The following is a 21,504-nucleotide window of genomic DNA, read 5'->3' as shown; positions in this document are numbered from 1 at the left end:
AGCGACCGAATCACCGAAACGTGTTGTCTCAAAACCGGCCTCCGCCAAGGCGGTGAAACCCGCTCAGACACCGGCCAAGCCTGCGGTTGCGAAAACAGCTGCAACTAAGGCTCCTTCCGCCGCCAGACCTGCGACGAAATCTGTTGCGCCAAAACCTGCGATAGCGAAAGCGGCACCGAAACCGGCGGCCACCAAGCCTGCGGCTGCGGCATCCAAGCCGGTCGCGCCCAAAACAACAGCCAAAGCAGCGCCGGCCAAATCGACTCCGGTTAAAGCCCCAGCGCCCAAAACGGCCCCGACCAAAGCGGCGTCAGCCAAGCCGACTCCGACCAAAGTAGCCCCCAAAGCTCCGGCGCCGAAATCCGTGGCCGCAAAACCGGCTGCAGAGAAACCGGCGTCTGCGCCTGCTGCGCGCCGGCCTCGTGCCCCTTCGAAGCCGCCTGCGATGCCGGCTACTGCCAATAAATCCGATAAGTAAATCGGGGCATCCGCTTGACACAGTCGTGCAGGCGCGCCAACGCTGCGCCTCATGACGGATATACGCCCGGTTGGATATGTGATTGGCCTATTGGTCGCCATTCTTGGGGCGACCATGGTGCTGCCTTTGATCGCGGACCTGATTGAAGGGCGCGACGAATGGCATGTTTTCCTTGAAAGTGGGATCATTACGGTCCTGACCGGCGTTATTCTGGCGATGAGCTGCTCGAACGGTGTGGGCGAAGGTCTGACAATCCGTCAGACCTTTTTGCTGACAACAGGGGTTTGGGTCGCGCTGCCGTTCTTTGGTGCCATCCCATTTTTGTTTGGGGCGACCGAGCTTCGTTTCGTCGATGCTTATTTTGAGGCGATGTCGGGGCTGACGACCACCGGTTCGACCGTGATCACGGGGTTGGATGCTCTGCCGCAGGGATTGCTTTTGTGGCGCGGCGTCCTGCAATGGCTGGGTGGCATCGGGATTATCGTTGTGGCTATGGTGTTTTTGCCCGAGCTCCGGGTGGGCGGGATGCAGATTTTCCGCTCGGAAGGGTTTGAGACCATGGGGAAAATCCTGCCTCGCGCGCAAGAAATCGCTGGGCAGATATCACTGATTTATGTGTTTCTGACCTTTGTCTGCGTTTTGGTCTACGCCGGTTTTGGAATGAGCTTTTTTGACGCCGTTGTGCATTCGATGACAACGATCGCAACTGGCGGGTTCTCGAACTATGATGCGTCCTTTGCAACGTTTTCCGGGCCTACCGAATATGCAGCATCGGTATTCATGATTTTGGCAGCACTGCCGTTTGTTCGTTACGTCCAGCTGGCGAACGGCAATACAAGCTCATTGTGGAAAGACAGCCAGATCCGCACGTTTCTGGCGACTATTCTGGTGCTGGTCGCCGTGATGACGGTCTTTCTGCTTTTGGTCTTTCCGCATCATTGGGAACAGGCATTTCGCGAGTCCTTGTTCAACATTACCTCCATTATCTCGGGAACCGGATACGCCAGCGTCAACTACATGACATGGGGCAGCTTTCCGGTGATGGTGTTCTTTCTGATCGGTCTGATCGGGGGGTGTGCGGGTTCGACTGCCTGTTCGATCAAAGTCTTCCGCTATCAGTTGCTATTTGCATCCATCAAAACTCAGATTCGTCGGATCCGGTCTCCGCACGGGGTCTTTATGCCTTTATATGATGGGCGCCCCATCAGCACGGATGTTCTGACCTCGGTGATGAGCTTTTTCATGTTCTTTGTGCTGTCGATGGGCGTTCTGGCTTGGGCTTTGGCGCTGACGGGGCTGGACTTTATCACCTCGGTCTCGGGCGCGGCGACGGCGTTGGCCAATGTAGGGCCGGGGCTTGGCGATCAGATCGGCCCGGCGGGCAATTTCGCGGGGCTGAGCGATACGGCCAAGTGGCTGCTGTCCATCGGGATGTTGGTTGGGCGGCTTGAGCTCCTTGCCGTTTACGCCCTGTTCACCGTTCAATTCTGGAGAAACTGATGAAAAGACCCCTCGGCGCGCAAATCTCGCATATGCTTCGGGATCGCGGTGTGGATGTGATTTTTGGCATTCCCGGTGTGCACAACCAGGAAATGTATCGTGGGATCGAAGAAGCAGGTATCACCCATGTTCTGGCCCGGCACGAGCAAGGGGCTGGGTTCATGGCCGACGGATATGCCCGTGCAACAGGCAAACCGGGGGTGGCTTATGTGATTACCGGGCCGGGCCTATGCAACATCATGACACCGATGGGGCAGGGATATTCGGATTCGGTGCCGATGCTGGTTCTGTCCTCATGTCTGGACGAGACCGAGGCGTCAAAGGGCCAGTTGCATCAGATGAAGGACCAGCGTGGGGCCGCCGATACGGTTGCGGATTGGTCGGTGCAGGCAAATTCGGCCCAAGCCGCTTACGGGCTGGTCGAGCGCGCCTTTGAGGAATTCGAACTGTCGCGCCCGCGTCCCAAGCATATTCAGGTGCCGATCAAAAAGCTTGAGGCCGAAGCAGATCCGGCCCCGTTTCCCAACCAACCGGGGCTGCGCACCAAAGCCGCGCCGCCGGACGTCGCGTCGGTTATGTCGCTGCTGAATATCGCCCGCAGGCCCTTGTTCATCCTTGGGGGCGGGACGCGGTCCAACCTGTGGCGGCAGATCCTGACCCAACTGGGGGCAGCCTGTTTCACCACCTATGCGGGGCGTGGCATGGCCGGGTTGAACTATGCGCTTGATTTTGGTGCCTATCTGCCCCGACCCAGCAGTGCCGAGGTCATTGCCTCCGCCGATCTGGTTGTCGTGGTTGGGTCCGAGCTGGGCGAGGTCGATCTGTGGCGCGACGATCTGGGGCATTCTGGCAATCTAGTGCGCGTCGACCTTGACCCTGCTGTCTTGTCCGACCGCCACCGGGCGGCGGTTAAGTTGCAAGTGGACGGGGAAAGTTTTGCTCACGCACTTTGGGCCGCAATCGACCATGTGAAACCAGCAACCGGCTGGACCGAAGACGAGGTCGCCCAAGCCCGAGCGAAATGGCGGATCGAAGTGGACGCCGAACGCCCCGGCATTGTCCCCGTGCTGGACGCGCTGCGCGAGGCGATGCCGGCCGAGACAATGATCTATTCGGACATGACCCAGCTTGCCTATGTGGGCAAAGAGGTCTGGGATATGACCTTCCCTTACCACTGGCACCATCCCACCGGGTTTGGGACGCTGGGCTATGCCCTTCCCGCCGGGATCGGAGGCGCAGTGGCACGGCGCGGCGAACCTACGGCGGTACTCGCGGGAGATTACGGGTTTCATTACACGATGATGGAGCTGGGCGTTGCAGTCGAACTTGGCCTGTCTCTTCCCATTATCCTTTGGGACAATGGCAAGCTGAGAGAGATCGAAGACAGCATGGTTCGCAGTCAGATCGCGCCGAACGCGGTTGTGGCGAGGAACCCCGACTTTTGCAAGCTGGCCGAAGCCTTCGGTGCCCGGTCCGCAGAGCCAGTCAGTCTTGAAGACATGCAGGCTGCCGTCCGCGCTGCTTTTGATGCGCAAGGCCCTACGCTGATCCGGATCACGCCAGATATTTTGTAACTAAAAACGCCGCCCCTAAAGGCGGCGTTGAATTGATTGAGGCGGGATCAGTCCCAACAGTGGACCAGCACCGTCATTCCGATTGCCCGACGGTTCAGTTCGTTAGGTGTGATCTGAGAGGACGGTTGACCGGATACGCCGGATACGCCCGCTTTGTCCAAAATCTGGTTCAGGCTGGATACCGTCGCCGCCAGACTGACCGAAGCGGGCAGGGTGCGACCGTCGGATGGGGTCGGCAACAACATACCAACCACTTGACCGTTCCCGTCGAATACAGGGCCTCCGGCGTCACCGGGCTGAGCCGCGAGGGCTAGGCGCTTCACGCCTTCTTCCCCGTTCAGCCCGCGCACATCTGCGATCTGGCCGAAAGTCAGCGTGGGCGCGCCCAATGCGCCTTGGTACGAAAAGCCAGACACTGCTACTTCAGCCTGAATACGGGGGGCGATTGCGCTGAATTCAGCAACGCTTAGCGGGGCCAATGCGCTGCGCGGTTGCAGAACTGCGATACCTAGGTCGGAATCCCGCCAGGCGACCTGAAGTTCCTGATCTCCGTCCAGAGTTACACGGGCGCAGCTGTCTGCCGCCTCGGCCACAGTAAGTACGGTGCCATTAGTGTCGGCAAAGAACCCGGACCGTGACAGGCGAGGCTTGCGTATCTGAAGGCCAGACACAAGATCGATCCGCTGTTCAGCATCTGCGCCAGCCGCGGCGTCGAGAACGGCGTTGTTCGTTGCAAAGCTGGCTTTCATCGCGGCCAGTACCCGCATCCGCCGGGCATCATCTCCATCAGGCCAAACCAGCGTGAAGCCCTTGATCTGCCCATTGTCCAGACGCGCCTCGGTATAGGAAACGACATCGTTTCCACGTCCTTCAAGGGTAAAGCTATTGCCACTTAGTTGACGCGGCCCTTCCAATGGGACGATCTCTAGCGATTGCATGACTTCGTACAAAGCGCGCAGCGTGTTCTTGTCGCCGGTCTGGCTGATCAGCAGCGCCTTTGCGCCCAGATCGGTACTGTTTGTGAAATGCACGAATGGCGCCTCGTAGCGGTCAAACGAGACCACGCCCAACGGCAGATCCAGATCGATCCCTGCCTTCATATCCGAATGGCGTACCATCCCGACGTTGATCAAAGGTGCGTTATAGGCTTCCATCAGGGCTGCGCGCTGTGCCGTGGTTAGAACGCCCGTCGCCTCGAAACCATTGAAACGCTGCCAATCGGCCATCGAACGCCGGGTGCCTTGCCCGAATGCGCCGTCGATTGTTGCGTTGTAGAAACCGGCGGCTTGCAAAGCGGTCTGCAGATTCCTGCGTTCCTGAGCCGTCAGACGGCGCTCTGATTGCAGCGCCTGTGACCGTGTTTCGTCCGAGGCTTGCGGTGTCAGCCCGGCAACGGGCTGATCGGGCTGTTGTTCGACTGGTGGCGCTACAGTTTCCGGTTCCGACAGGGCCGCATCGGTGGGCCAGAACTGCTGCCCCAGAACGTTGGAGAACGTGATGTAGCTGTCCGCGGGGATTTGCCCTTCGGAGCGGTAAACACTCAGAACCTGCTCGGCGTCGCCGCGTAAATAAGGTCCAATTACAATGGCATACCATCCAGAGTTCAAGCGAAAGCCGTTCACATCAGGTAATACTTCTGCGTACGCCCGCGCGCGCTCTTGTGCTGCGGCCAAAGTCGGGCGGGCTTCAACCTGAACCCAGACCCCAGTGTCTTGTTGCGCGTATGAGGCGCGAAGGCCGAAGAGAATTAGAAACAGAATTGCCGTAAATATGCGTGTCATTGTCTGCCTATGTCCGCAGTGTTTTTCTGCGGCGCAGACTACGCGATCCGGGGTGTGGATTGCCATGCCCCGAATACGGGGAATTTACAGTGTGGCCCCTCAGTGACAGGCGAGACCACTTGTGCCGTTGACGCCCCCCGGCCCCTTGCATAGGAAAGGAAAAACCCACCGGAACCGGCGCCCAAGCGTCCAAAGGGAATGTCATGACCGATCAGTCCAGTACACCTCGTTCTTTTCAAGAGATTATTCTGCGGCTTCAGACCTATTGGGCCTCGAAAGGCTGCGCGATCCTGCAGCCTTACGATATGGAGGTCGGTGCCGGCACCTTCCATCCGGCGACCACGTTGCGCGCCTTGGGTTCCAAAGCTTGGGCGGCGGCCTATGTTCAACCTTCGCGCCGCCCGACCGACGGGCGATATGGCGAGAACCCCAATCGATTGCAGCACTACTATCAGTATCAGGTGTTGATCAAACCTAGCCCACCGGACCTGCAAGAGCTGTATCTGGGTTCGCTTGAGGCGATCGGTATCGACATGGAGCTGCACGACATCCGTTTTGTCGAGGATGACTGGGAAAGTCCCACCCTTGGGGCCTGGGGTCTGGGCTGGGAGGTTTGGTGCGATGGTATGGAAGTCAGCCAGTTCACCTATTTCCAACAGGTCGGCGGCCACGATTGCGCGCCTGTCTCGGGTGAGCTGACCTATGGGTTGGAGCGTCTGGCAATGTATGTGTTGGGCATCGACCATGTAATGGACATGCCCTTCAACGACCCTCAATCGCCCAGCCCGTTGAAATATGGCGATATCTTCAAACAGACCGAGGAAGAATACGCCCGCTGGAATTTTGATGTGGCCAACACCGAGGTCCTGCTGCGCCACTTCGAAGAGGCCGAGGCAGAATGCGCCACTATTCTGGCGCAAGAGCATGATGATCCAAAGACGGGCAAGCGCATCGTGATGGCGCATCCGGCTTATGATCAGTGCATCAAGGCCAGCCATATCTTCAACCTGTTGGACGCGCGTGGGGTGATTTCGGTCACCGAACGGCAGGCCTATATCGGGCGGGTGCGGGCGTTGGCCAAGCAATGCGCCGATGCGTTTGTCATGACCGAGGCTGCCGGGTACGAGGCTTGATGGCCAGATCACGCCAATCCGGGCAGCAAAACCTTGAGGCCATCGGCGATCATGCTGATGGCGATGGCCGACAGGATCATTCCCATGAAGCGGCTCATAATAACGCGCGCGTTTGCGGACAAGCGTTTGGCCAGCGCCGATGCGTTCCAGAAGGTAACGAACAGCAACAGCAGGACGACCAGAAATACGCCTGCATAAAGCATCGCATCCACTGGTTTGGTGATGTGATGAGCGTAGAGGATCAAAGTCGTGATCGTGCCCGGACCGACCAGAATGGGAAAGGCCAGCGGATAGAACGCTACGGTGTCGGGTTCGGGGTAGGACTGTTTTTCATCCTCGGTCCCATGATGGGTCGTGCTTTGGTTGCCGCTCAGCATGTTGAGGCCGATCATCAGAACGACCAGCCCACCCGCGACACGCAGGTCGTCGACCGAAATGCCAAACAACCCCAACGCCTGATTGCCGATGGCTGCAAAGGCGCCACCAAGGATCAGGCAATAGACCGTCACTTTCGCGGCCACCTTACGCTGATCGGCGGGGGACAACCCTTCGGTCACGCTGAGGAAAACGGGCAGGTTGGTGATCGGGTTCATGATCGCGAACAAAGCGCCGAAGAATCCGACGGTAAGGGTGGAGTCCATTCGATAAGCCTCGTATCAACCTGTTACGTGCCGGACCCTGTCCGATTTCCCGCGCATTTGAAAGGGGTTGCGTAAACAATGACCGGAAAACTGCTTGCTCTTCTGTTGCTTGGCTCGGCTGTTTTGGCCGGTGTGGGAATGTATTATCTGCAGGTCTATGGGTTTTACTACACGGTCGAACCGCAGCCGGGGCGGGATGTCAATCTGGTGGTCGTTGAGACCGATCAGCCAGAACCGATCACCTATTCTGCGTTTCAGGCAATTGATGCCGATAGCTCTCCGATCCGGTATCGAGCGTGTTTTGAAACCGATCTGAGCTTGGACCAGTTGTCAGGCTTCGTGGCGTTGGACAATGCCGAACCGTTGACCGCGCCAGGATGGTTCGACTGCTACAATGCCGTTGCCATCGCGGATGCGTTGAAGACCGGGCAGGCACAGGCATTCATGGGGCAAAAGAACATTCACTATGGCGTCGATCGTATCGTTGCAGTCTCACAGGACGGCAAGGGCTATGTTTGGCACGCGCTGAACAATTGCGGTGAAAAAGCCTATGACGGAACGGTCGTAGGCGAGGAATGCCCGCCGCGCCCGCAGGAGTGAAGCAATGATCCAGCAGATGTTGCAAGTTCCCGACTTTCTGACAGCTACGATGGGGTTTGCCGTTTATCTGGTTGGTGCCGAGATCAACGCCCGTGTCGAGGTGTTGCGGCAGTTCAACATCCCCGAGCCTGTGACCGGAGGGTTGCTGGCCTCGGTCTTTCTGTTGGCGCTGTATCTGGTCTTCGGCATCGAGATGTCGTTCGGACTGGCTGCGCGCGATTTCTTGTTGGTTGTATTCTTTGCCGGAATTGGGCTGAACGCCAGACTTTCTGATTTGGTTGCTGGCGGTAAGCCGCTGTTTTTGCTTTTGATCCTGACGCTGATCACAATAGTTCTGCAAAACGGAATCGGCGCGGTTGGCGCAGCGATCTTCGGCTATCCGGTACAGGCCGGGGTCTTGTTCGGGTCGGCGGCATTGATTGGCGGGCATGGGACTGCCATTGCCTGGGCACCCGAGGTTGGCGCAGTGATCGGTCTGGAAGGTGCAACTGAACTGGGTGTTGCCGTGGCAACTCTGGGTCTTGTTCTGGCAGCTTTGGTCGGCGGTCCGATCGCGCGATTTCTGGTCGAAGGCAAGAACCTGACACCAGAACGTCCCAACGAAGAACATACGGTCGGTTTGCCCGACAAACCCACCGAGGCAGAGGCAAAGGTGGATCACCTGACCATCATGCGGGTGATGCTGTATCTGAACATCGCGATCGTTGCGGGGTACTTCCTGCACCAGGCGATCAGTGCCGCGGGGCTCAAGCTGCCTTTGTTCGTCCCCTGTCTGATAATGGGTATCGTCATTGCCAACTTGCGCTCGGCGCTGTTTCCAAACGCGCAACCTGTTGCGCGTACGCCTTCGCTTGCTTTGCTTTCGGAATTCTCGCTGGGTGCGTTTCTGGCAATGTCATTGATGAGCCTGCAGCTATGGACGATCGCTGAGCTGGGGCTTGCGATTGTGGTGATCATGACGGCGCAGACGCTGCTGGCCGTTGTGTTTGTGATCTGGGTGCTGTTTCCGGTCATGGGCGGCAACTACCGGGCCGCTGTTCTAGCCGCCGGGTTCGGCGGGTTTGCCCTGGGTGCAACCCCCACCGCTATCGCGAATATGACCGCTGTCACCAAGCGATATGGCCCTTCGCCTATTGCCTTTATCGTGTTGCCCCTTGTATCCGCCTTCTTTGTGGATATTGCCAATGCCATCGTCATCCAGACGATCGTGAACTTCTAAGGACCGACCATGCCCGACCTGCTGATCGAACTGTTTTCCGAGGAAATCCCCGCCCGCATGCAAACCCGTGCCGGCGAAGATCTGAAAAAGCGGATCACCGATGGTCTGGTCGAGGCCGGTCTGACCTATGCCGGGGCTGCCGCTCTGACCACGCCGCGCCGCCTGACGCTGGCGATCGAGGGCCTGCTGGCGGAAAGCCCCACCATCTGCGAAGAACGCAAGGGCCCCAAAGTTGGCGCGCCCGACAAAGCCATCGAAGGCTTCCTGCGCGGTGCGGGACTGACGCGCGATCAGTTGGAAGAGCGCGAAACGCCAAAAGGCCCGGTTTATTTCGCCTCTATCGAAAAAGCGGGCCGTCCAGCGGCCGAGATCGTGGCCGACGTGCTGGAGGCCACCATCCGTAACTTCCCTTGGCCCAAGTCGATGCGTTGGGGCAGCGGTCCGTTGCGCTGGGTGCGCCCTTTGCATTCAGTCCTGTGCATCCTGTCGGATGAAGCGGGCGCTCAGGTCGTACCGCTTGAGGTCGAGGGGATCAAATCCGGGGATACCACGGGGGGGCACCGTTTCATGGCTCCGGATCGATTCTCGGTCACGTCTTTCGAAGACTACGCCGCCAAGCTGAAAGCAGCTTTTGTAGACCTGAACCCTGTGGACCGGGCCGAGCATATCTGGAACGACGCGCAGAACATGGCGTTTGCTGCCGGTCTGGAAGTGGTCGAGGACAAGGGCCTGCTGGCCGAGGTTGCCGGTCTGGTCGAATGGCCCGTGGTGCTAATGGGCAAGATCGAGGACGAATTCTTGGACCTGCCGCCCGAGGTGCTTCAAACCTCGATGAAAGAGCATCAGAAGTTCTTTTCGGTGAAGAACCCCAATACCGGTCGAATTGAACAGTTCATAACCGTCGCCAACCGCGAAACCGCCGACAATGGCGCGACCATTCTGGCAGGTAACCAAAAGGTGCTGTCCGCCCGGCTGGCGGATGCGAAGTTCTTCTGGGAGAACGACCTGCGCATTGTCAAATCCGACGGGTTCGAGCCGTGGGTCGAGAAGCTGAACTCGGTGACCTTCCACGCAGAACTGGGCTCGCAGGGCGAGCGGGTTCTGCGCATCGCCGCGCTAGCGCATGAACTGGCCTCTGCGACCAGTGCAACGCCAGCCTTGGCGATGATGGCGGCGCAAGGGTGCAAGGCGGACCTGTCATCCGAGATGGTGTTCGAATTTCCCGAATTGCAGGGCCTGATGGGCCGCTATTATGCCGATGCAGCCGGACTGCCTGCGGAAGTGGGGCAGGCAAGTGAGGAACATTACTCGCCGCTTGGCCCGTCGGATGATGTGCCGACCGCGCCGGTTTCCGTGGCTGTGGCGCTGGCCGACAAGCTGGACACGCTGACCGGATTCTGGGCGATTGACGAAAAGCCCACTGGCTCGAAAGACCCGTTTGCGCTGCGCCGTGCGGCGCTTGGGGTGATCCGGTTGATCCTGACCAACAATCTGCGCCTTTCGCTGAATGACACCTTGGCATCAGCATTGGGAAGCCTGCTGAAACTGCCCGAATGGCAGGCAGCCCTGCTGGAAGCCAAGGCGAAACAAGCCAAGGCCGAGGATGCCGAGGCCGCCGCGCAAGAGGTTCACGGGCTGGCACATCAGGTCGAAGCCGCGACTGCGATTGTCACAAACGCCCCGGCGGACCTGCTGTCCTTCTTCCATGACCGCCTTAAGGTGTTCCTGCGTGATGAAGGCATCCGCCACGACATCATCGACGCCTGTATCGCGATGGACGGCAATGATGACCTCAACCTGTTGGTCAAACGCGCTCGTGCTCTGAACGCAGTGATCGCGACCGAGGATGGTGAGAACCTTGTTCAGGGCTTCAAGCGCGCCAACAACATTCTGACTCAGGCCGAGGAAAAAGATGGGGTCGAATATTCCTACGGTGCGGATGTGAAGTTTGCCGAGACCGACAGCGAAAAGGCGCTGTTTGCGGCGCTGGAAAACGCGCAGGGCCAGATCGAAGCCGCGCAGAAGGCCGAGGATTTCCCCGCTGCCATGACCGCCATGGCCGCACTGCGCGGTCCGGTGGATGCGTTCTTCGAAGATGTTCAGGTCAATACCGACAATGACATCCTGCGGCGCAACCGTCTGAACCTGCTCAGCCAGATCCGTCAGGTTTGCGCGCGCGTGGCGGACCTCAGCAAGATCGAAGGCTAAGCCAGATGGCCCTTGCGCCATTGGTGCAGGGGCTTATGCTGCGGTCAAACCAAAAGGTGCCGCAGTGCAGAATAACCCGCATACCACGCTGATCACATCCACCGCGCCTGTCACCACGGCGTCGCATGGTGGCCGCGCGAAATGTTTACAACGGCTTGTCCGTCTGGATTTACCGGTGCCGCGCACAGTGGCGTTATCCTTTGATGCTGTTCAGGCAATCGCCAAGGGGCAGGTCCCTGATATCGACGCTATTCTTGAGCAGTTCGACCAATCGACACTGTTGTGCGTGCGACCCAGCTCCGAGGACCCTGATTGGGGCGGTCCAGGTGCGATCCTGAATATCGGAATGAATGATGCGCGATATGTGGACCTGTCGGATTCGATGGGCGTCGAGGCTGCGGCCGCCCTGTATCTGCGTTTCGTGCAAAGCTACGCGGTTCACGTCGCGCGGTTGGATGCAGACGTGTTCGACGATATCGACGCCGATGGGCGCGAAGGTCTGCAACAATCGCTGCGTGCCTACGAAGATGAAACGGACGAAACCTTTCCGCAGGATCGCGGCGAGCAACTTGTCGCCGTTTTACGGTCGATGGCACGAGCATGGGATGGGACTTCGGCACGCCTTCTGCGACAGGCTAAAGGTGCGCCTGTGGATGCCGGATTGGGCCTTGTCATTCAGGAGATGATACCGGGTGTCGGTCAGGGTGAGTGTGGCTCGGGTGTTTTGCAATTGGTGGAGCCTACGACCGGGATGCCTCAGCTGACCGGGCGATACCTGAGCCAGAGCCAGGGCCGTGATGCGTTGGGCGAGGGTGTTGCTGCGCTCTATCTGGAAAAGGATCCGCGCGGTAAGTCGCTCGAGGAAGTGGCGCCCGAAGCCTTTGCGGAACTCAAGGCGCATGCCGCGCTGATGCGGATCAAGCTGCGCGAGGAAATGCAGGTCGAATTCGTGATCGAAAACGGCCATGTCCACATTTTGGACGGTGTTCGCGTGCAACGCAGCGCACGGGCCGCGATGCGGATTGCGGTGCGTCTGGCCGAAGACGGAATCATTCCACCGCAAGAGGCGGTGATGCGGGTTGATCCGCATTCGCTGAATGAATTATTACACCGTCAGGTCCACCCCGAGGCGAAGCGAGATGTTCTGACGACCGGAATCGCCGCCAGTCCGGGTGCCGCGACTGGCAGGATAGTATTTACCGCCGCCGAAGCGCAGGCCAGCGCTGCTCGTGGAGAGCCGTGTATACTGGTGCGACGCGAAACCGCTCCCGAGGATGTGCGCGGGATGCACGCGGCCGTCGCGGTTCTGACTGAAAAAGGCGGGATGACCAGTCACGCGGCCGTTATTGGTCGGGGTCTGGGTCTGCCTTGTATTGTCGGCGCGTCCGAGATGCGTTTTCAAACCAAGAAACGGATGTTGACCGCACCTGACGGACGTGTGTTCAAAACCGGAGATACGCTGACTATCGATGGCAGTTCGGGGCAAGTCCTTGCTGGGAAACCTGCGATGCTGGAAGCGGCGTTGGATGATTGTTTTCAGACACTTATGGCCTGGGCCGACGCTGAGCGCGACATTGCCATTCGCGCGAACGCCGATACGCCTGCCGACGCGCAGACGGCGCGGAACTTTTTGGCGCAGGGCATTGGGCTGTGCCGGACCGAGCATATGTTCTTTGATCCCGGTCGCCTGATTGTCATGCGCGAGATGATCTTTGCGCAAACCTCATCGGGTCGCGAGGCGGTTCTGGAACGTCTATTGCCGATGCAGCGCGAGGATTTTGTCGAACTGTTCCGGATTATGGAAGGGCAGCCCGTCTGCATCCGCCTGTTTGACCCGCCTTTGCATGAATTCCTGCCCACCACACGCGGCGGTCAACGCGAATTAGCCGAAGCGCTGGACCTCCCGGTCTCGGACGTTGAACGTCGCGTAGCGGCGATGACGGAATACAACCCCATGTTGGGGCTGCGCGGTGTCCGCTTGGGTGTCACTGTGCCCGAGATTTATGACATGCAGGCCCGCGCGATCTTTGAAGCGACGATCGAAGCCAGCAAAAACGGCGAACCTGTCGTGCCCGAGGTGATGATCCCGCTGGTTTCCGCGAAACGCGAAGTGGAGCTGGTCAAATCGCGGATCGACTCTGTTGCGGCTTCGGTTGCGGCCGAGCGCGGGCAGGAATTCGAATACAGGTTGGGTGTGATGGTCGAAACACCGCGCGCCTGCCTGCGCGCAGATGAGATCGCGCCACAGACCTCGTTCTTGAGTTTCGGAACCAACGATCTGACCCAGATGACCTACGGGCTGTCGCGGGATGACGCGGGGCGGTTTATGTCCGCCTATGTCCGACAAGGTGTCTTTGCCGAAGATCCGTTCCATGTATTGGATGCGGACGGTGTTGGGGAACTGCTCAAGCTCGGGGCCGAGAGGGGGCGGCAATCGCAACCTAACGTGACCTTGTCTGTGTGCGGTGAACATGGTGGAAACCCCGAATCAATCGCCGTTTGTCGAGATCTGGGGTTCGACTATGTCTCATGTTCTCCCTTCAGGGTGCCTGTGGCTCGGCTGGCTGCCGCTCAACTGGCGATTTCGTCCAGACTTGGGGGTTGACAGCCTTCTGAAACCCTAAGAATAGTAGGAAACAACAAGCTTCGCCGTGGGTTATTTTTGACGTAACGGCGATTTTCCACTTGCTTTTTCGACAAAACTGGACGTTTCCGATTCAATTCGGTATGAGCCTCGTCGCGCCCGCCGGGGGAGGGTTTGGCGCATCATGTGCCTATGCGAGGTTATCTGAATGCTACGTTACATAATGGCTGTTGCCACGATGGCAGCAACCGTGCTGCCAAGTGTTTCCGTCGCTGAGAGGGAAGCCACCGATACTGCAAAGCGTGAACTTGTGGCCCGGACTGAACTGCCCGGTCAAAACTTCCGCGAATACCTGAATTTGTTCAAGCCCCGAAAGGCGGCTGAACCACAAAAAATATCCTACTCAAAGAACTGGCTGGACCAACAGCCCAAGGCCACTGGGGACGAGCACTTCAAGTGCCTGGCCGAAGCACTGTACTTCGAGGCGCGTGGCGAAAGTGTGCGCGGTCAGTTTGCCGTGGCCGAGGTCATCCTGAACCGAGTCGACAGCGGACGTTTTCCCGATACGCTGTGCGGAGTGATCAAGCAGGGGACAGGTAAGAAATACCAGTGCCAGTTCACCTATACCTGTGATGGCCGCAAGGAAGTAATCCGCGAGAAAAGAGCCTATGAACGTGTTTCGAAAGTCGCACGTGCGGCCATCGACGGTGACGTGCCTGCGTTGACCGAAGGTGCCACTCACTACCACACAACAGCCGTTCGGCCCTCTTGGGCGCGTGTCTATACGGAAACCGCACGGATCGGCGTGCACATTTTCTACCGGCACAAACATCGCACGGCGAGTAACTAACTGACGCACCCGCGCTGGAAGCTGAATGGCGCGGGGCGTTTTTTGATCTATGTTGCGCGCCAGGAGGCCCGCAATGCTGTTAAATCGTCGACAATTCCTGGGCGCGTCTGCCGCGCTATCTGTATTTCCCAAAGTGGGTCTGGCCGCTTATCCCGAGCTGGTGGCGCGAGAGGTGGTGCAGCAGATCGCACCGGCTGAATATCCTGAAACACCGGTTTGGAGCTTTGGCGGGACTGTACCGGGTACAGAAATCCGTGTGCCGCAGGGTGGGCGTGTGCAGCGCCAGCTTTCGAATGCTCTGCCTCAGGCCACGTCGGTTCACTGGCACGGCATTCGGATTGACAACGCGATGGACGGTGTGCCGGGCCTGACGCAGGACGTCATCGAGCCCGGATCCACGTTCGACTATGATTTCGCCGTGCCTGACGCCGGGACGTATTGGTATCATTCCCATAACCGTACAATCGAACAGGTGGCGCGTGGACTTTATGGCCCGCTGATCATCGAGGAATCCGATAAACCCGACGTGGATCGTGATCTGACGCTGATGCTGGATGACTGGCGGCTGGACGCTGAAACGGCCCAGATCACCAATGATTTCGACAACGGGCATGATCTCAGCCATGCCGGACGATTGGGCAATATCGTTACGGTCAACGGTCAGTTCGACCCTTCGTATAAAGTCAGAGCTTCCGAGCGTCTGCGCCTGCGCCTGATCAATGCATCCAACGCCCGAATATTTGATCTGGGCATAGATGGGCTGACCGGTTGGATCGTGGCGCTAGACGGGATGCCGCTGGAAACTCCGCTGGAGATAACCGATCGTTTCCCACTGGGTCCGGCGCAACGGGCAGACATGATCGTGGACGTGCGTGCCTCCGCGTCCGAGACCGCCAGCCTTGTGAGTTTTGAGCGGGACGGGGGCTTTGGCCTTGTGCGTTTTGATGTATCTGGCCCAGGTGAAGCAGTGCGAACCGGTATCGCGGCGCTACCGCCAAATCCGCTGCCCGAAGTGTCGGTCGAGGGTACGCCTTTGCATCGGATGTCGATGCAAGGCGGCGCGATGCGTTGGTTAAGTTCAGCCAAACTGGGCGAGACCGAGTTGTCAGGGCAAGAACTGGCGCAGCTGGGTCGTTTCTGGGCGCTGAACGGGTATGCCGAGCGCCCCAAGGATCCGTTTTTGGACGCGCGATTGGGCGAAACGCATCGGATTGAGTTTGCCAACGAAACAGCCTTTCCTCATGCTATGCACATGCACGGTCATCACTTTCGCATCGTTCTGTCGGATGGCAGCCTTGGTCCGTGGCGCGATACGGTTCTTTTGGGGCGCGGGCAATCGCGCCAGGTTGTTCTGGTTGCAGACAATCCGGGCAGCTGGTTGTTGCATTGTCACATGCTGGGTCATGCCGCATCGGGTATGCTGAGTTGGTTCCGCGTGACCTGACGACGCATTCGATGGCTGGAAAGGCGTTTGTTGCGGTGCTATACGCGCCCGCAACGTCTAATTTGGGCAGATCAGTCCCAAAGCCCGAAAAGGTCCGACCCATGAGTTCTGAAATCCGCCTTGCCTTCGCGCATCCTTCGGAGCGTTCCGAGGCTACCGCGACCCGAGGTCCCTTGGATCGCATTTCGTTGCGGGATCATATTGTCGAGGTCGAGATCGGTGCCTTTCAGGCTGAACGCGGCACAACGCAGCGGGTTTGTTTTAACATTGTGGTTGAGGTGCGGCCACTGACAGACCCGATTGACGATGATGTTGACCGCATCTTGTCTTACGATCGTGTGACCGAGGCGATCGCCTTTGAACTGGCTGCTGAAAGGTTGAACCTTCTGGAAACACTGGCCGACCGGGTGGCAGAACGTATTTTGCTAGAGCCACAGGCTGTAAGGGCTTTTGTTCGCATCGAAAAACTGGATCGGGGTCCCGGTGCTCTGGGTGTCGAGATTGTGCGCGGTAAGGACGCAGTGCACCATGATGTGGTCGAAGAAGAACGCCCGCATCCCCGTCTGGTCTTTCTATCGAATGAGGCGATTGCGTCGGGCAACCTGACTGGATGGATCGATCAGTTGGAAAATCGTCAGCGCCCGCTGATCCTGTGTGTGGGTGCAGCTGACATGGCTGTTCCGCAAACGGGACATGCGATGACTCAACGCCGGATTGACTTGCTGGCGATCGAGCAAAACGCCTGGGTTCTGGCTGCACGGGATCACCGCTGCGTTGTCGTCTCGACCCGGACGGAATTGGATTGGGCGATGAAAAACGGGCAGATTTGCGTCTGGGCGCCGTCCAAGATCGTTCTGGATGCGGTTGATGGCCCTTCGGCTGCGCCATCGGACGCCGTGGCGCTGGCGGCTTGGTTTGCAGCGACGTTCGAAGCCAGCGAGATGATGGTCATCGGCGGTGCGTTGCCGGGCGATCCTGAAACACCACTGCGAGCAATCTCTGTGGAGCAGGCGCAACTGTGACAACCTATTACCGTCCGCTGGTCCAGAACGGCGCGCGGCGTCCCGATGGCGCCGTGTCTTTGGCGGGGCAAGCGCTTTGGTTTACCCATGCGGAACGGCTGAGTCGCTCGGAATGCTCTTCCATTGTCGCGGCACAAGACATGCCCGACGATATCCGGGAATCTCTGTCCCATCCTCGCGCGCCGATAGCGGGGTTGGACATGAATCGGGTTCAGATCATGGGTATCCTCAATGCGACACCGGATAGTTTCTCGGACGGTGGGATGCATAACTCAGTCCAGTCTGCATGCCATGCGGCCGAACAGATGGTCGCGCAGGATGCGACGATCCTGGATATTGGTGGCGAATCTACCCGGCCCGGGGCTGCTTTCGTCCCGGAAGATGAAGAGATCGCCCGGACGGAGCCTCTGATCCAAGCGATCCGAGAACAAACGCAGGCGCTGATTTCGATAGACACGCGCAAAGCAAGCGTTGCCAAAGCGGCGTGGCGGGCAGGGGCGGGGCTGATCAACGATGTCTCGGGCTTTACCTTCGATCCAGATCTGGCCCCGTTTTGTGCGCAAGTTGGCGCGCCGGTCTGTGTCATGCATATGCAGGGCGATCCCGCCACGATGCAGGATGAACCACGCTATGATGACGTGCTGCTCGACGTGTATGATTTTTTGGACCAGCAGGTACAGAACCTAGAAGTCCTCGGGCTGCGTCGAGACCACATCATCGTCGATCCCGGCATTGGTTTTGGTAAGACTGAGGCCCATAACCTGACGCTGCTGCGCAATCTCAGCCTGTTTCACGGGTTGGGCTGTCCGATACTGCTGGGCGTATCGCGCAAGGGGTTCATCGGGCAGATCGGCAAAGAGACGCGCAAGGACGCCCGTGCGCCGGGTTCGATTGCAGTCGGGTTGGCCGGTCTGGCACAAGGGGTGCAGATCCTGCGGGTTCACGACGTGGCTGAGACCGCTCAGGCCTTGCGTCTGTGGGCTGCCGTCCGGTAATCCGGTCGCAGGCAAGAAACGACGGAGACATATCAATGCGCAAGCTGTTCGGAACCGATGGGGTGCGGGGCACTGCCAATACTCATCCGATCACGGCCGAAATGGCCCTGCGCATTGGCGCAGCCGTAGGTCGGTATTTCCGTCGTGACCAGTCTGGCGCACATCGCGTCGTGATCGGCAAGGACACGCGTCTGTCAGGCTATATGCTGGAAAACGCGCTAACGGCGGGGCTGACTTCGACTGGTATGAACGTTTTGCTGCTGGGGCCGGTTCCGACCCCTGCGGTCGGGTTGATGACCCGGTCGATGCGGGCGGATCTGGGCGTGATGATCTCGGCCAGCCATAACCCGGCCGAAGACAACGGGATCAAGTTTTTTGGCCCCGATGGGTTCAAGCTATCGGATCAGGCCGAGATTGAGATCGAGCGTCTGATCGAAGAAGGTGTCAAACCCGCGCAAGCCCAGAACATTGGCCGTGCGCGCCGCGTTGATGATGCCCGCTTTCGATATGGTGAGCGGGTAAAGTCCTCTCTGTCCCGCGATCTACGGCTGGACGGTCTCAAAGTGGTGGTCGACTGCGCAAATGGTGCGGCACACCGAACAGCCCCGGAAGTGTTGTGGGAATTGGGGGCGGACGTCATCCCTGTCGGGATTGCGCCAAACGGAAAGAACATCAACCTGAATTGCGGCTCGACCAATCCCCAGTTGGCGGCCGAGACTGTGGTGGCCCATGGCGCGGATGTTGGCATCTGTCTGGACGGCGATGCGGACCGTGTGGTGATGGTTGACGAACATGGCAAGGTGGCCGACGGCGATCAGTTGATGGCGCTGCTTGCTGGCAGCTGGTCAAAGGCGGGACGCTTGCAGGGTGGAGCGCTGGTCGCGACGGTTATGTCCAATCTGGGGCTGGAGCGGCGCTTGACCGCGTTGGGTCTGCGCCTTGAACGAACGGCGGTTGGCGACCGCTATGTTGTTGAGAGGATGCGTGAAGGCGGCTTCAACTTGGGCGGAGAACAATCGGGCCACATCGTCATGAGCGACTATGCCACCACGGGCGACGGGTTGATGGCCGGGCTGCATTTCTTGGCCGAGATGGTGCATTCCAGCCGTAAAGCTTCGGAATTGGCCGTACAGTTCGAGACGGTTCCGCAGCTGCTGAAGAATGTGCGCTATGGTGAAGGTCAAACTCCGCTGGAAGTCGCCAGCGTGCAGGCTGCCATTGCTGATGCCGAGGCGCGGCTCAACGGACAGGGCCGTTTGCTGATCCGTAAATCGGGGACGGAACCCTTGATCCGTGTGATGGCCGAGTGCGAGGATGACGCGCTTCTGGCGCAGGTCGTCGACGGCATCGTGGCCGAGGTCGAGGCTGTGGCTGGTTAACGCCCGATCAGCATCCGGCGCAGGCTGAACCATTGGCTGATGGCCAACCCGGTGAGGATCATGGCCAGCGCTATGAAGAATCTCAGTGGCAACGCCTCGGACAGAATCCACGCACCAAAGACCATCGACCAGATGGGCACCTGATAGTTGACCAGCGTCAGGAACACTGACCCCGCGCTGCGGATGATGGACACGCGTAAAAGGGTGGCGAAGGCGGTGGGTAGCAGACCAAGCGCGATGATTGCCAGGCCAGGGCGCGTGCCCTGCCATTGTGGGACGCCCTCGGTCAGTAGCATGACGGGCAACAATAAAACCGCCCCGACCATCAGCGACAACGCCGCCAACGCGACCGGATCAATCGGTGGACAACGTCGGGTGAAGATCGACGCGCAGGAATAGCAGAGTGCTGCCCCGATACAGGCCAGTTGCGCCAGTGGTTCAGCCCCTTGTCCGATCTGCGCCAGACCGGGGCCGATCAGCACCAAAGCCCCGGAAAAACCCAGCGATACGCCCAGAAATCTGCGCAGATTTAACGGCTCGTCCGAGAAGAAATGCGCCAGTGGCAGTACCATTAGCGGGATCGCTGCCATCGACAGCCCTGCAAAGGCCGAAGGTACATATTGCTGCCCCCAACTCAGCAGCAGAAAGGGCAACGCGGTCGATAACAGACCGACGATCGCAATAAAGAACCACAGCTTGGCATCGCCCGCAGGCAATCTGCGACCAGTCACAGCCATCATTGCCAACAAAGTGACTGCCCCCAAAGTGGTCCGTGCGGTTGCAACCGTGACGGGGCCGTACCCTTCCAACGCCATAGCCACGACCATGAAGGTGCCACCCCATATCAGGCCAAGTGCGATGACGCCGCTCCAGTCGCGGGATGTGGGTTGATCGACCATGCGCGGCCTCCGATTGGGACAAAAAAGGCGACCCGAAGGCCGCCCTTTCGCGTGATCCCGTGGGGATCAGTTCTTTTCTTTGTCGACCATTTTGCCGGCCGAGATCCAGGGCATCATGGCGCGCAGTTTTGCACCGGTTTCCTCGATCATGTGCTCGTCATTGGCGCGGCGCGACGCTTTGATGGTCGGCTGGCCAACGGCGTTTTCCAGCATGAAGTCGCGAACGAATTTACCCTGTTGGATGTCGTTCAGAACTTCTTTCATACGCGCTTTGGTCTCGTCGTATTTCAGGATACGCGGGCCGGTGACGTACTGGCCGTACTCAGCCGTGTTCGAGATCGAGTAATCCATGTTCGCGATGCCGCCTTCATAGATCAGGTCCACGATCAGCTTCACTTCGTGCAGACACTCGAAATAGGCCATCTCAGGCGCGTAACCGGCTTCGACCAGAGTTTCAAAGCCGCAGCGGATTAGTTCGACCAGACCACCGCACAGAACGGCCTGCTCACCGAACAGGTCGGTTTCGCATTCTTCGCGGAAGTTGGTCTCGATGATGCCCGAACGACCGCCGCCGATGGCCGAGCAATAGGACAGACCGATTTCCAGCGCCTTGCCGGTTTCGTCTTTGTCGACAGCTACCAGACAGGGCACGCCGCCGCCTTTGACGTATTCGCCGCGCACGGTGTGGCCGGGGCCTTTGGGGGCCATCATGATGACGTCGACGCCTTCTTTCGGCTCAATCAGGCCAAAGTGGACGTTCAGGCCGTGGGCGAACGCGATGGCCGCGCCGGGCTTGATGTTGTCATGCACGTATTTCTTGTAGGTTTCGGCCTGCAGTTCATCGGGCATGGTGAACATGATCAGGTCACACCAGGCGGCGGCTTCGGCGATACCCATAACGGTGAGACCTTCAGCTTCGGCTTTCTTGGCCGAGGCCGAGCCTTCGCGCAGCGCCACAACAAGGTTCTTCGCACCCGAGTCGCGCAGGTTCAGCGCGTGGGCGTGACCTTGCGAGCCGTAGCCCAGGATTGCCACTTTCTTGTCTTTGATCAGGTTGATGTCGCAATCGCGATCGTAATAGACGCGCATGTCGCCGGTCCTTTCTGTTTTCGATTGCGGATGGTTCTACTGGCTTGCGATGGGGGATGCGATGGCATTCTTCTTGAAATTCGCGCACTCAGATGAGAATTTATTCGT

17 protein-coding genes are annotated in these 21,504 nt (G+C 58.9%); 12 read left to right on the top strand and 5 right to left on the bottom strand.

Annotation, left to right across the window (positions count from 1 at the left end; all coding sequences use genetic code 11):
- Positions 1 to 63: 63 nt before the first annotated feature.
- A complete protein-coding gene (locus tag ABWV79_RS16220; protein WP_353393213.1) occupies positions 64 to 531 on the bottom strand; it encodes a hypothetical protein in 468 nt (155 codons plus the stop codon).
- On the opposite strand from ABWV79_RS16220, the gene ABWV79_RS16215 reads away from it, so the two are divergent.
- Entirely contained in the window at positions 530 to 1,978 is a 1,449-nt protein-coding gene (locus ABWV79_RS16215) for a TrkH family potassium uptake protein (protein ID WP_170352794.1), read from the top strand. The two genes, ABWV79_RS16220 and ABWV79_RS16215, sit on opposite strands and share 2 nt — an antisense overlap.
- Complete coding sequence (locus ABWV79_RS16210) at positions 1,978 to 3,552, top strand: thiamine pyrophosphate-binding protein (RefSeq protein ID WP_170352795.1); 1,575 nt, start codon at positions 1,978 to 1,980, stop codon at positions 3,550 to 3,552. The genes ABWV79_RS16215 and ABWV79_RS16210 overlap by 1 nt, the downstream gene beginning before the upstream one ends.
- A gap of 47 nt (positions 3,553 to 3,599) precedes the next feature.
- Here ABWV79_RS16210 and ABWV79_RS16205 read toward each other — a convergent pair whose 3' ends face one another.
- Positions 3,600 to 5,333 (bottom strand): serine protease, encoded by a 1,734-nt coding sequence (locus ABWV79_RS16205; protein ID WP_353393211.1) that lies wholly within the window; start codon positions 5,331 to 5,333, stop codon positions 3,600 to 3,602.
- A 203-nt stretch (positions 5,334 to 5,536) separates the two neighbouring features.
- Here ABWV79_RS16205 and ABWV79_RS16200 point away from each other — a divergent pair, with 203 nt between their 5' ends.
- Positions 5,537 to 6,466, top strand: a complete 930-nt coding sequence (locus ABWV79_RS16200; RefSeq protein ID WP_170352797.1) for a glycine--tRNA ligase subunit alpha — start codon at positions 5,537 to 5,539, stop codon at positions 6,464 to 6,466.
- An 8-nt stretch (positions 6,467 to 6,474) separates the two neighbouring features.
- On the opposite strand, the gene ABWV79_RS16195 is transcribed toward ABWV79_RS16200, so the two are convergent.
- Positions 6,475 to 7,107: a MarC family protein gene (locus ABWV79_RS16195; RefSeq protein WP_170750638.1), complete on the bottom strand. Its 633-nt coding sequence runs from the start codon at positions 7,105 to 7,107 to the stop codon at positions 6,475 to 6,477.
- Positions 7,108 to 7,185: 78 nt separating this feature from the next.
- On the opposite strand from ABWV79_RS16195, the gene ABWV79_RS16190 reads away from it, so the two are divergent.
- The 9 genes from ABWV79_RS16190 (at position 7,186) to glmM (ending at position 19,408) form a co-directional block, all read left to right on the top strand.
- Positions 7,186 to 7,707: a DUF6446 family protein gene (locus tag ABWV79_RS16190; protein WP_353393206.1), complete on the top strand. Its 522-nt coding sequence runs from the start codon at positions 7,186 to 7,188 to the stop codon at positions 7,705 to 7,707.
- Positions 7,708 to 7,711: 4 nt separating this feature from the next.
- The gene (gltS, locus tag ABWV79_RS16185; protein ID WP_502949866.1) at positions 7,712 to 8,926 is read left to right on the top strand and encodes a sodium/glutamate symporter; all 1,215 of its coding nucleotides are present in this window, start codon (positions 7,712 to 7,714) and stop codon (positions 8,924 to 8,926) included.
- 9 nt (positions 8,927 to 8,935) lie between these two features.
- Positions 8,936 to 11,134: a glycine--tRNA ligase subunit beta gene (gene glyS, locus ABWV79_RS16180; protein ID WP_353393204.1), complete on the top strand. Its 2,199-nt coding sequence runs from the start codon at positions 8,936 to 8,938 to the stop codon at positions 11,132 to 11,134.
- A 64-nt stretch (positions 11,135 to 11,198) separates the two neighbouring features.
- A complete protein-coding gene (locus tag ABWV79_RS16175) occupies positions 11,199 to 13,739 on the top strand; it encodes a putative PEP-binding protein (RefSeq protein ID WP_353393202.1) in 2,541 nt (846 codons plus the stop codon).
- 187 nt (positions 13,740 to 13,926) lie between these two features.
- Positions 13,927 to 14,568, top strand: a complete 642-nt coding sequence (locus ABWV79_RS16170; RefSeq protein WP_170352802.1) for a cell wall hydrolase — start codon at positions 13,927 to 13,929, stop codon at positions 14,566 to 14,568.
- A gap of 73 nt (positions 14,569 to 14,641) precedes the next feature.
- Positions 14,642 to 16,012: a multicopper oxidase family protein gene (locus ABWV79_RS16165; RefSeq protein ID WP_353393200.1), complete on the top strand. Its 1,371-nt coding sequence runs from the start codon at positions 14,642 to 14,644 to the stop codon at positions 16,010 to 16,012.
- Between the two features lie 101 nt (positions 16,013 to 16,113).
- Positions 16,114 to 17,034 (top strand): dihydroneopterin aldolase, encoded by a 921-nt coding sequence (locus ABWV79_RS16160; protein WP_353393198.1) that lies wholly within the window; start codon positions 16,114 to 16,116, stop codon positions 17,032 to 17,034.
- On the top strand, positions 17,031 to 18,029 hold the full coding sequence (gene folP / locus ABWV79_RS16155) for a dihydropteroate synthase (protein WP_353393196.1): 999 nt from the start codon (positions 17,031 to 17,033) through the stop codon (positions 18,027 to 18,029). Before ABWV79_RS16160 ends, folP begins: the two co-directional genes overlap by 4 nt.
- Positions 18,030 to 18,064: 35 nt before the next feature.
- Positions 18,065 to 19,408: a phosphoglucosamine mutase gene (glmM, locus tag ABWV79_RS16150; protein ID WP_353393194.1), complete on the top strand. Its 1,344-nt coding sequence runs from the start codon at positions 18,065 to 18,067 to the stop codon at positions 19,406 to 19,408.
- Here glmM and ABWV79_RS16145 read toward each other — a convergent pair.
- Both ABWV79_RS16145 and ilvC read right to left on the bottom strand, forming a co-directional pair.
- Positions 19,405 to 20,307 (bottom strand): DMT family transporter, encoded by a 903-nt coding sequence (locus tag ABWV79_RS16145; RefSeq protein WP_353393192.1) that lies wholly within the window; start codon positions 20,305 to 20,307, stop codon positions 19,405 to 19,407. The two genes, glmM and ABWV79_RS16145, sit on opposite strands and share 4 nt — an antisense overlap.
- A gap of 66 nt (positions 20,308 to 20,373) precedes the next feature.
- A complete protein-coding gene (ilvC, locus tag ABWV79_RS16140) occupies positions 20,374 to 21,396 on the bottom strand; it encodes a ketol-acid reductoisomerase (protein ID WP_170352808.1) in 1,023 nt (340 codons plus the stop codon).
- Positions 21,397 to 21,504 lie beyond the last annotated feature (108 nt).

The organism is Ruegeria sp. HU-ET01832 (assembly GCF_040371315.1).
Taxonomy (GTDB): domain Bacteria; phylum Pseudomonadota; class Alphaproteobacteria; order Rhodobacterales; family Rhodobacteraceae; genus Ruegeria; species Ruegeria lacuscaerulensis_A.
The sequence above is the reverse complement of the archived record's forward strand: the minus strand, read 5'-3'. Positions and strand labels throughout refer to the sequence as shown.

Coding starts and splice junctions, on each gene's coding strand:
- ABWV79_RS16215 (WP_170352794.1), top strand. CDS start 530: ATGACGGATATACGCCCGGTTGGATATGTGATTGGCCTATTGGTCGCC.
- ABWV79_RS16220 (WP_353393213.1), bottom strand. CDS start 531: ATGAGGCGCAGCGTTGGCGCGCCTGCACGACTGTGTCAAGCGGATGCC.
- ABWV79_RS16210 (WP_170352795.1), top strand. CDS start 1,978: ATGAAAAGACCCCTCGGCGCGCAAATCTCGCATATGCTTCGGGATCGC.
- ABWV79_RS16205 (WP_353393211.1), bottom strand. CDS start 5,333: ATGACACGCATATTTACGGCAATTCTGTTTCTAATTCTCTTCGGCCTT.
- ABWV79_RS16200 (WP_170352797.1), top strand. CDS start 5,537: ATGACCGATCAGTCCAGTACACCTCGTTCTTTTCAAGAGATTATTCTG.
- ABWV79_RS16195 (WP_170750638.1), bottom strand. CDS start 7,107: ATGGACTCCACCCTTACCGTCGGATTCTTCGGCGCTTTGTTCGCGATC.
- ABWV79_RS16190 (WP_353393206.1), top strand. CDS start 7,186: ATGACCGGAAAACTGCTTGCTCTTCTGTTGCTTGGCTCGGCTGTTTTG.
- gltS (WP_502949866.1), top strand. CDS start 7,712: ATGATCCAGCAGATGTTGCAAGTTCCCGACTTTCTGACAGCTACGATG.
- glyS (WP_353393204.1), top strand. CDS start 8,936: ATGCCCGACCTGCTGATCGAACTGTTTTCCGAGGAAATCCCCGCCCGC.
- ABWV79_RS16170 (WP_170352802.1), top strand. CDS start 13,927: ATGCTACGTTACATAATGGCTGTTGCCACGATGGCAGCAACCGTGCTG.
- ABWV79_RS16165 (WP_353393200.1), top strand. CDS start 14,642: ATGCTGTTAAATCGTCGACAATTCCTGGGCGCGTCTGCCGCGCTATCT.
- ABWV79_RS16160 (WP_353393198.1), top strand. CDS start 16,114: ATGAGTTCTGAAATCCGCCTTGCCTTCGCGCATCCTTCGGAGCGTTCC.
- glmM (WP_353393194.1), top strand. CDS start 18,065: ATGCGCAAGCTGTTCGGAACCGATGGGGTGCGGGGCACTGCCAATACT.
- ABWV79_RS16145 (WP_353393192.1), bottom strand. CDS start 20,307: ATGGTCGATCAACCCACATCCCGCGACTGGAGCGGCGTCATCGCACTT.
- ilvC (WP_170352808.1), bottom strand. CDS start 21,396: ATGCGCGTCTATTACGATCGCGATTGCGACATCAACCTGATCAAAGAC.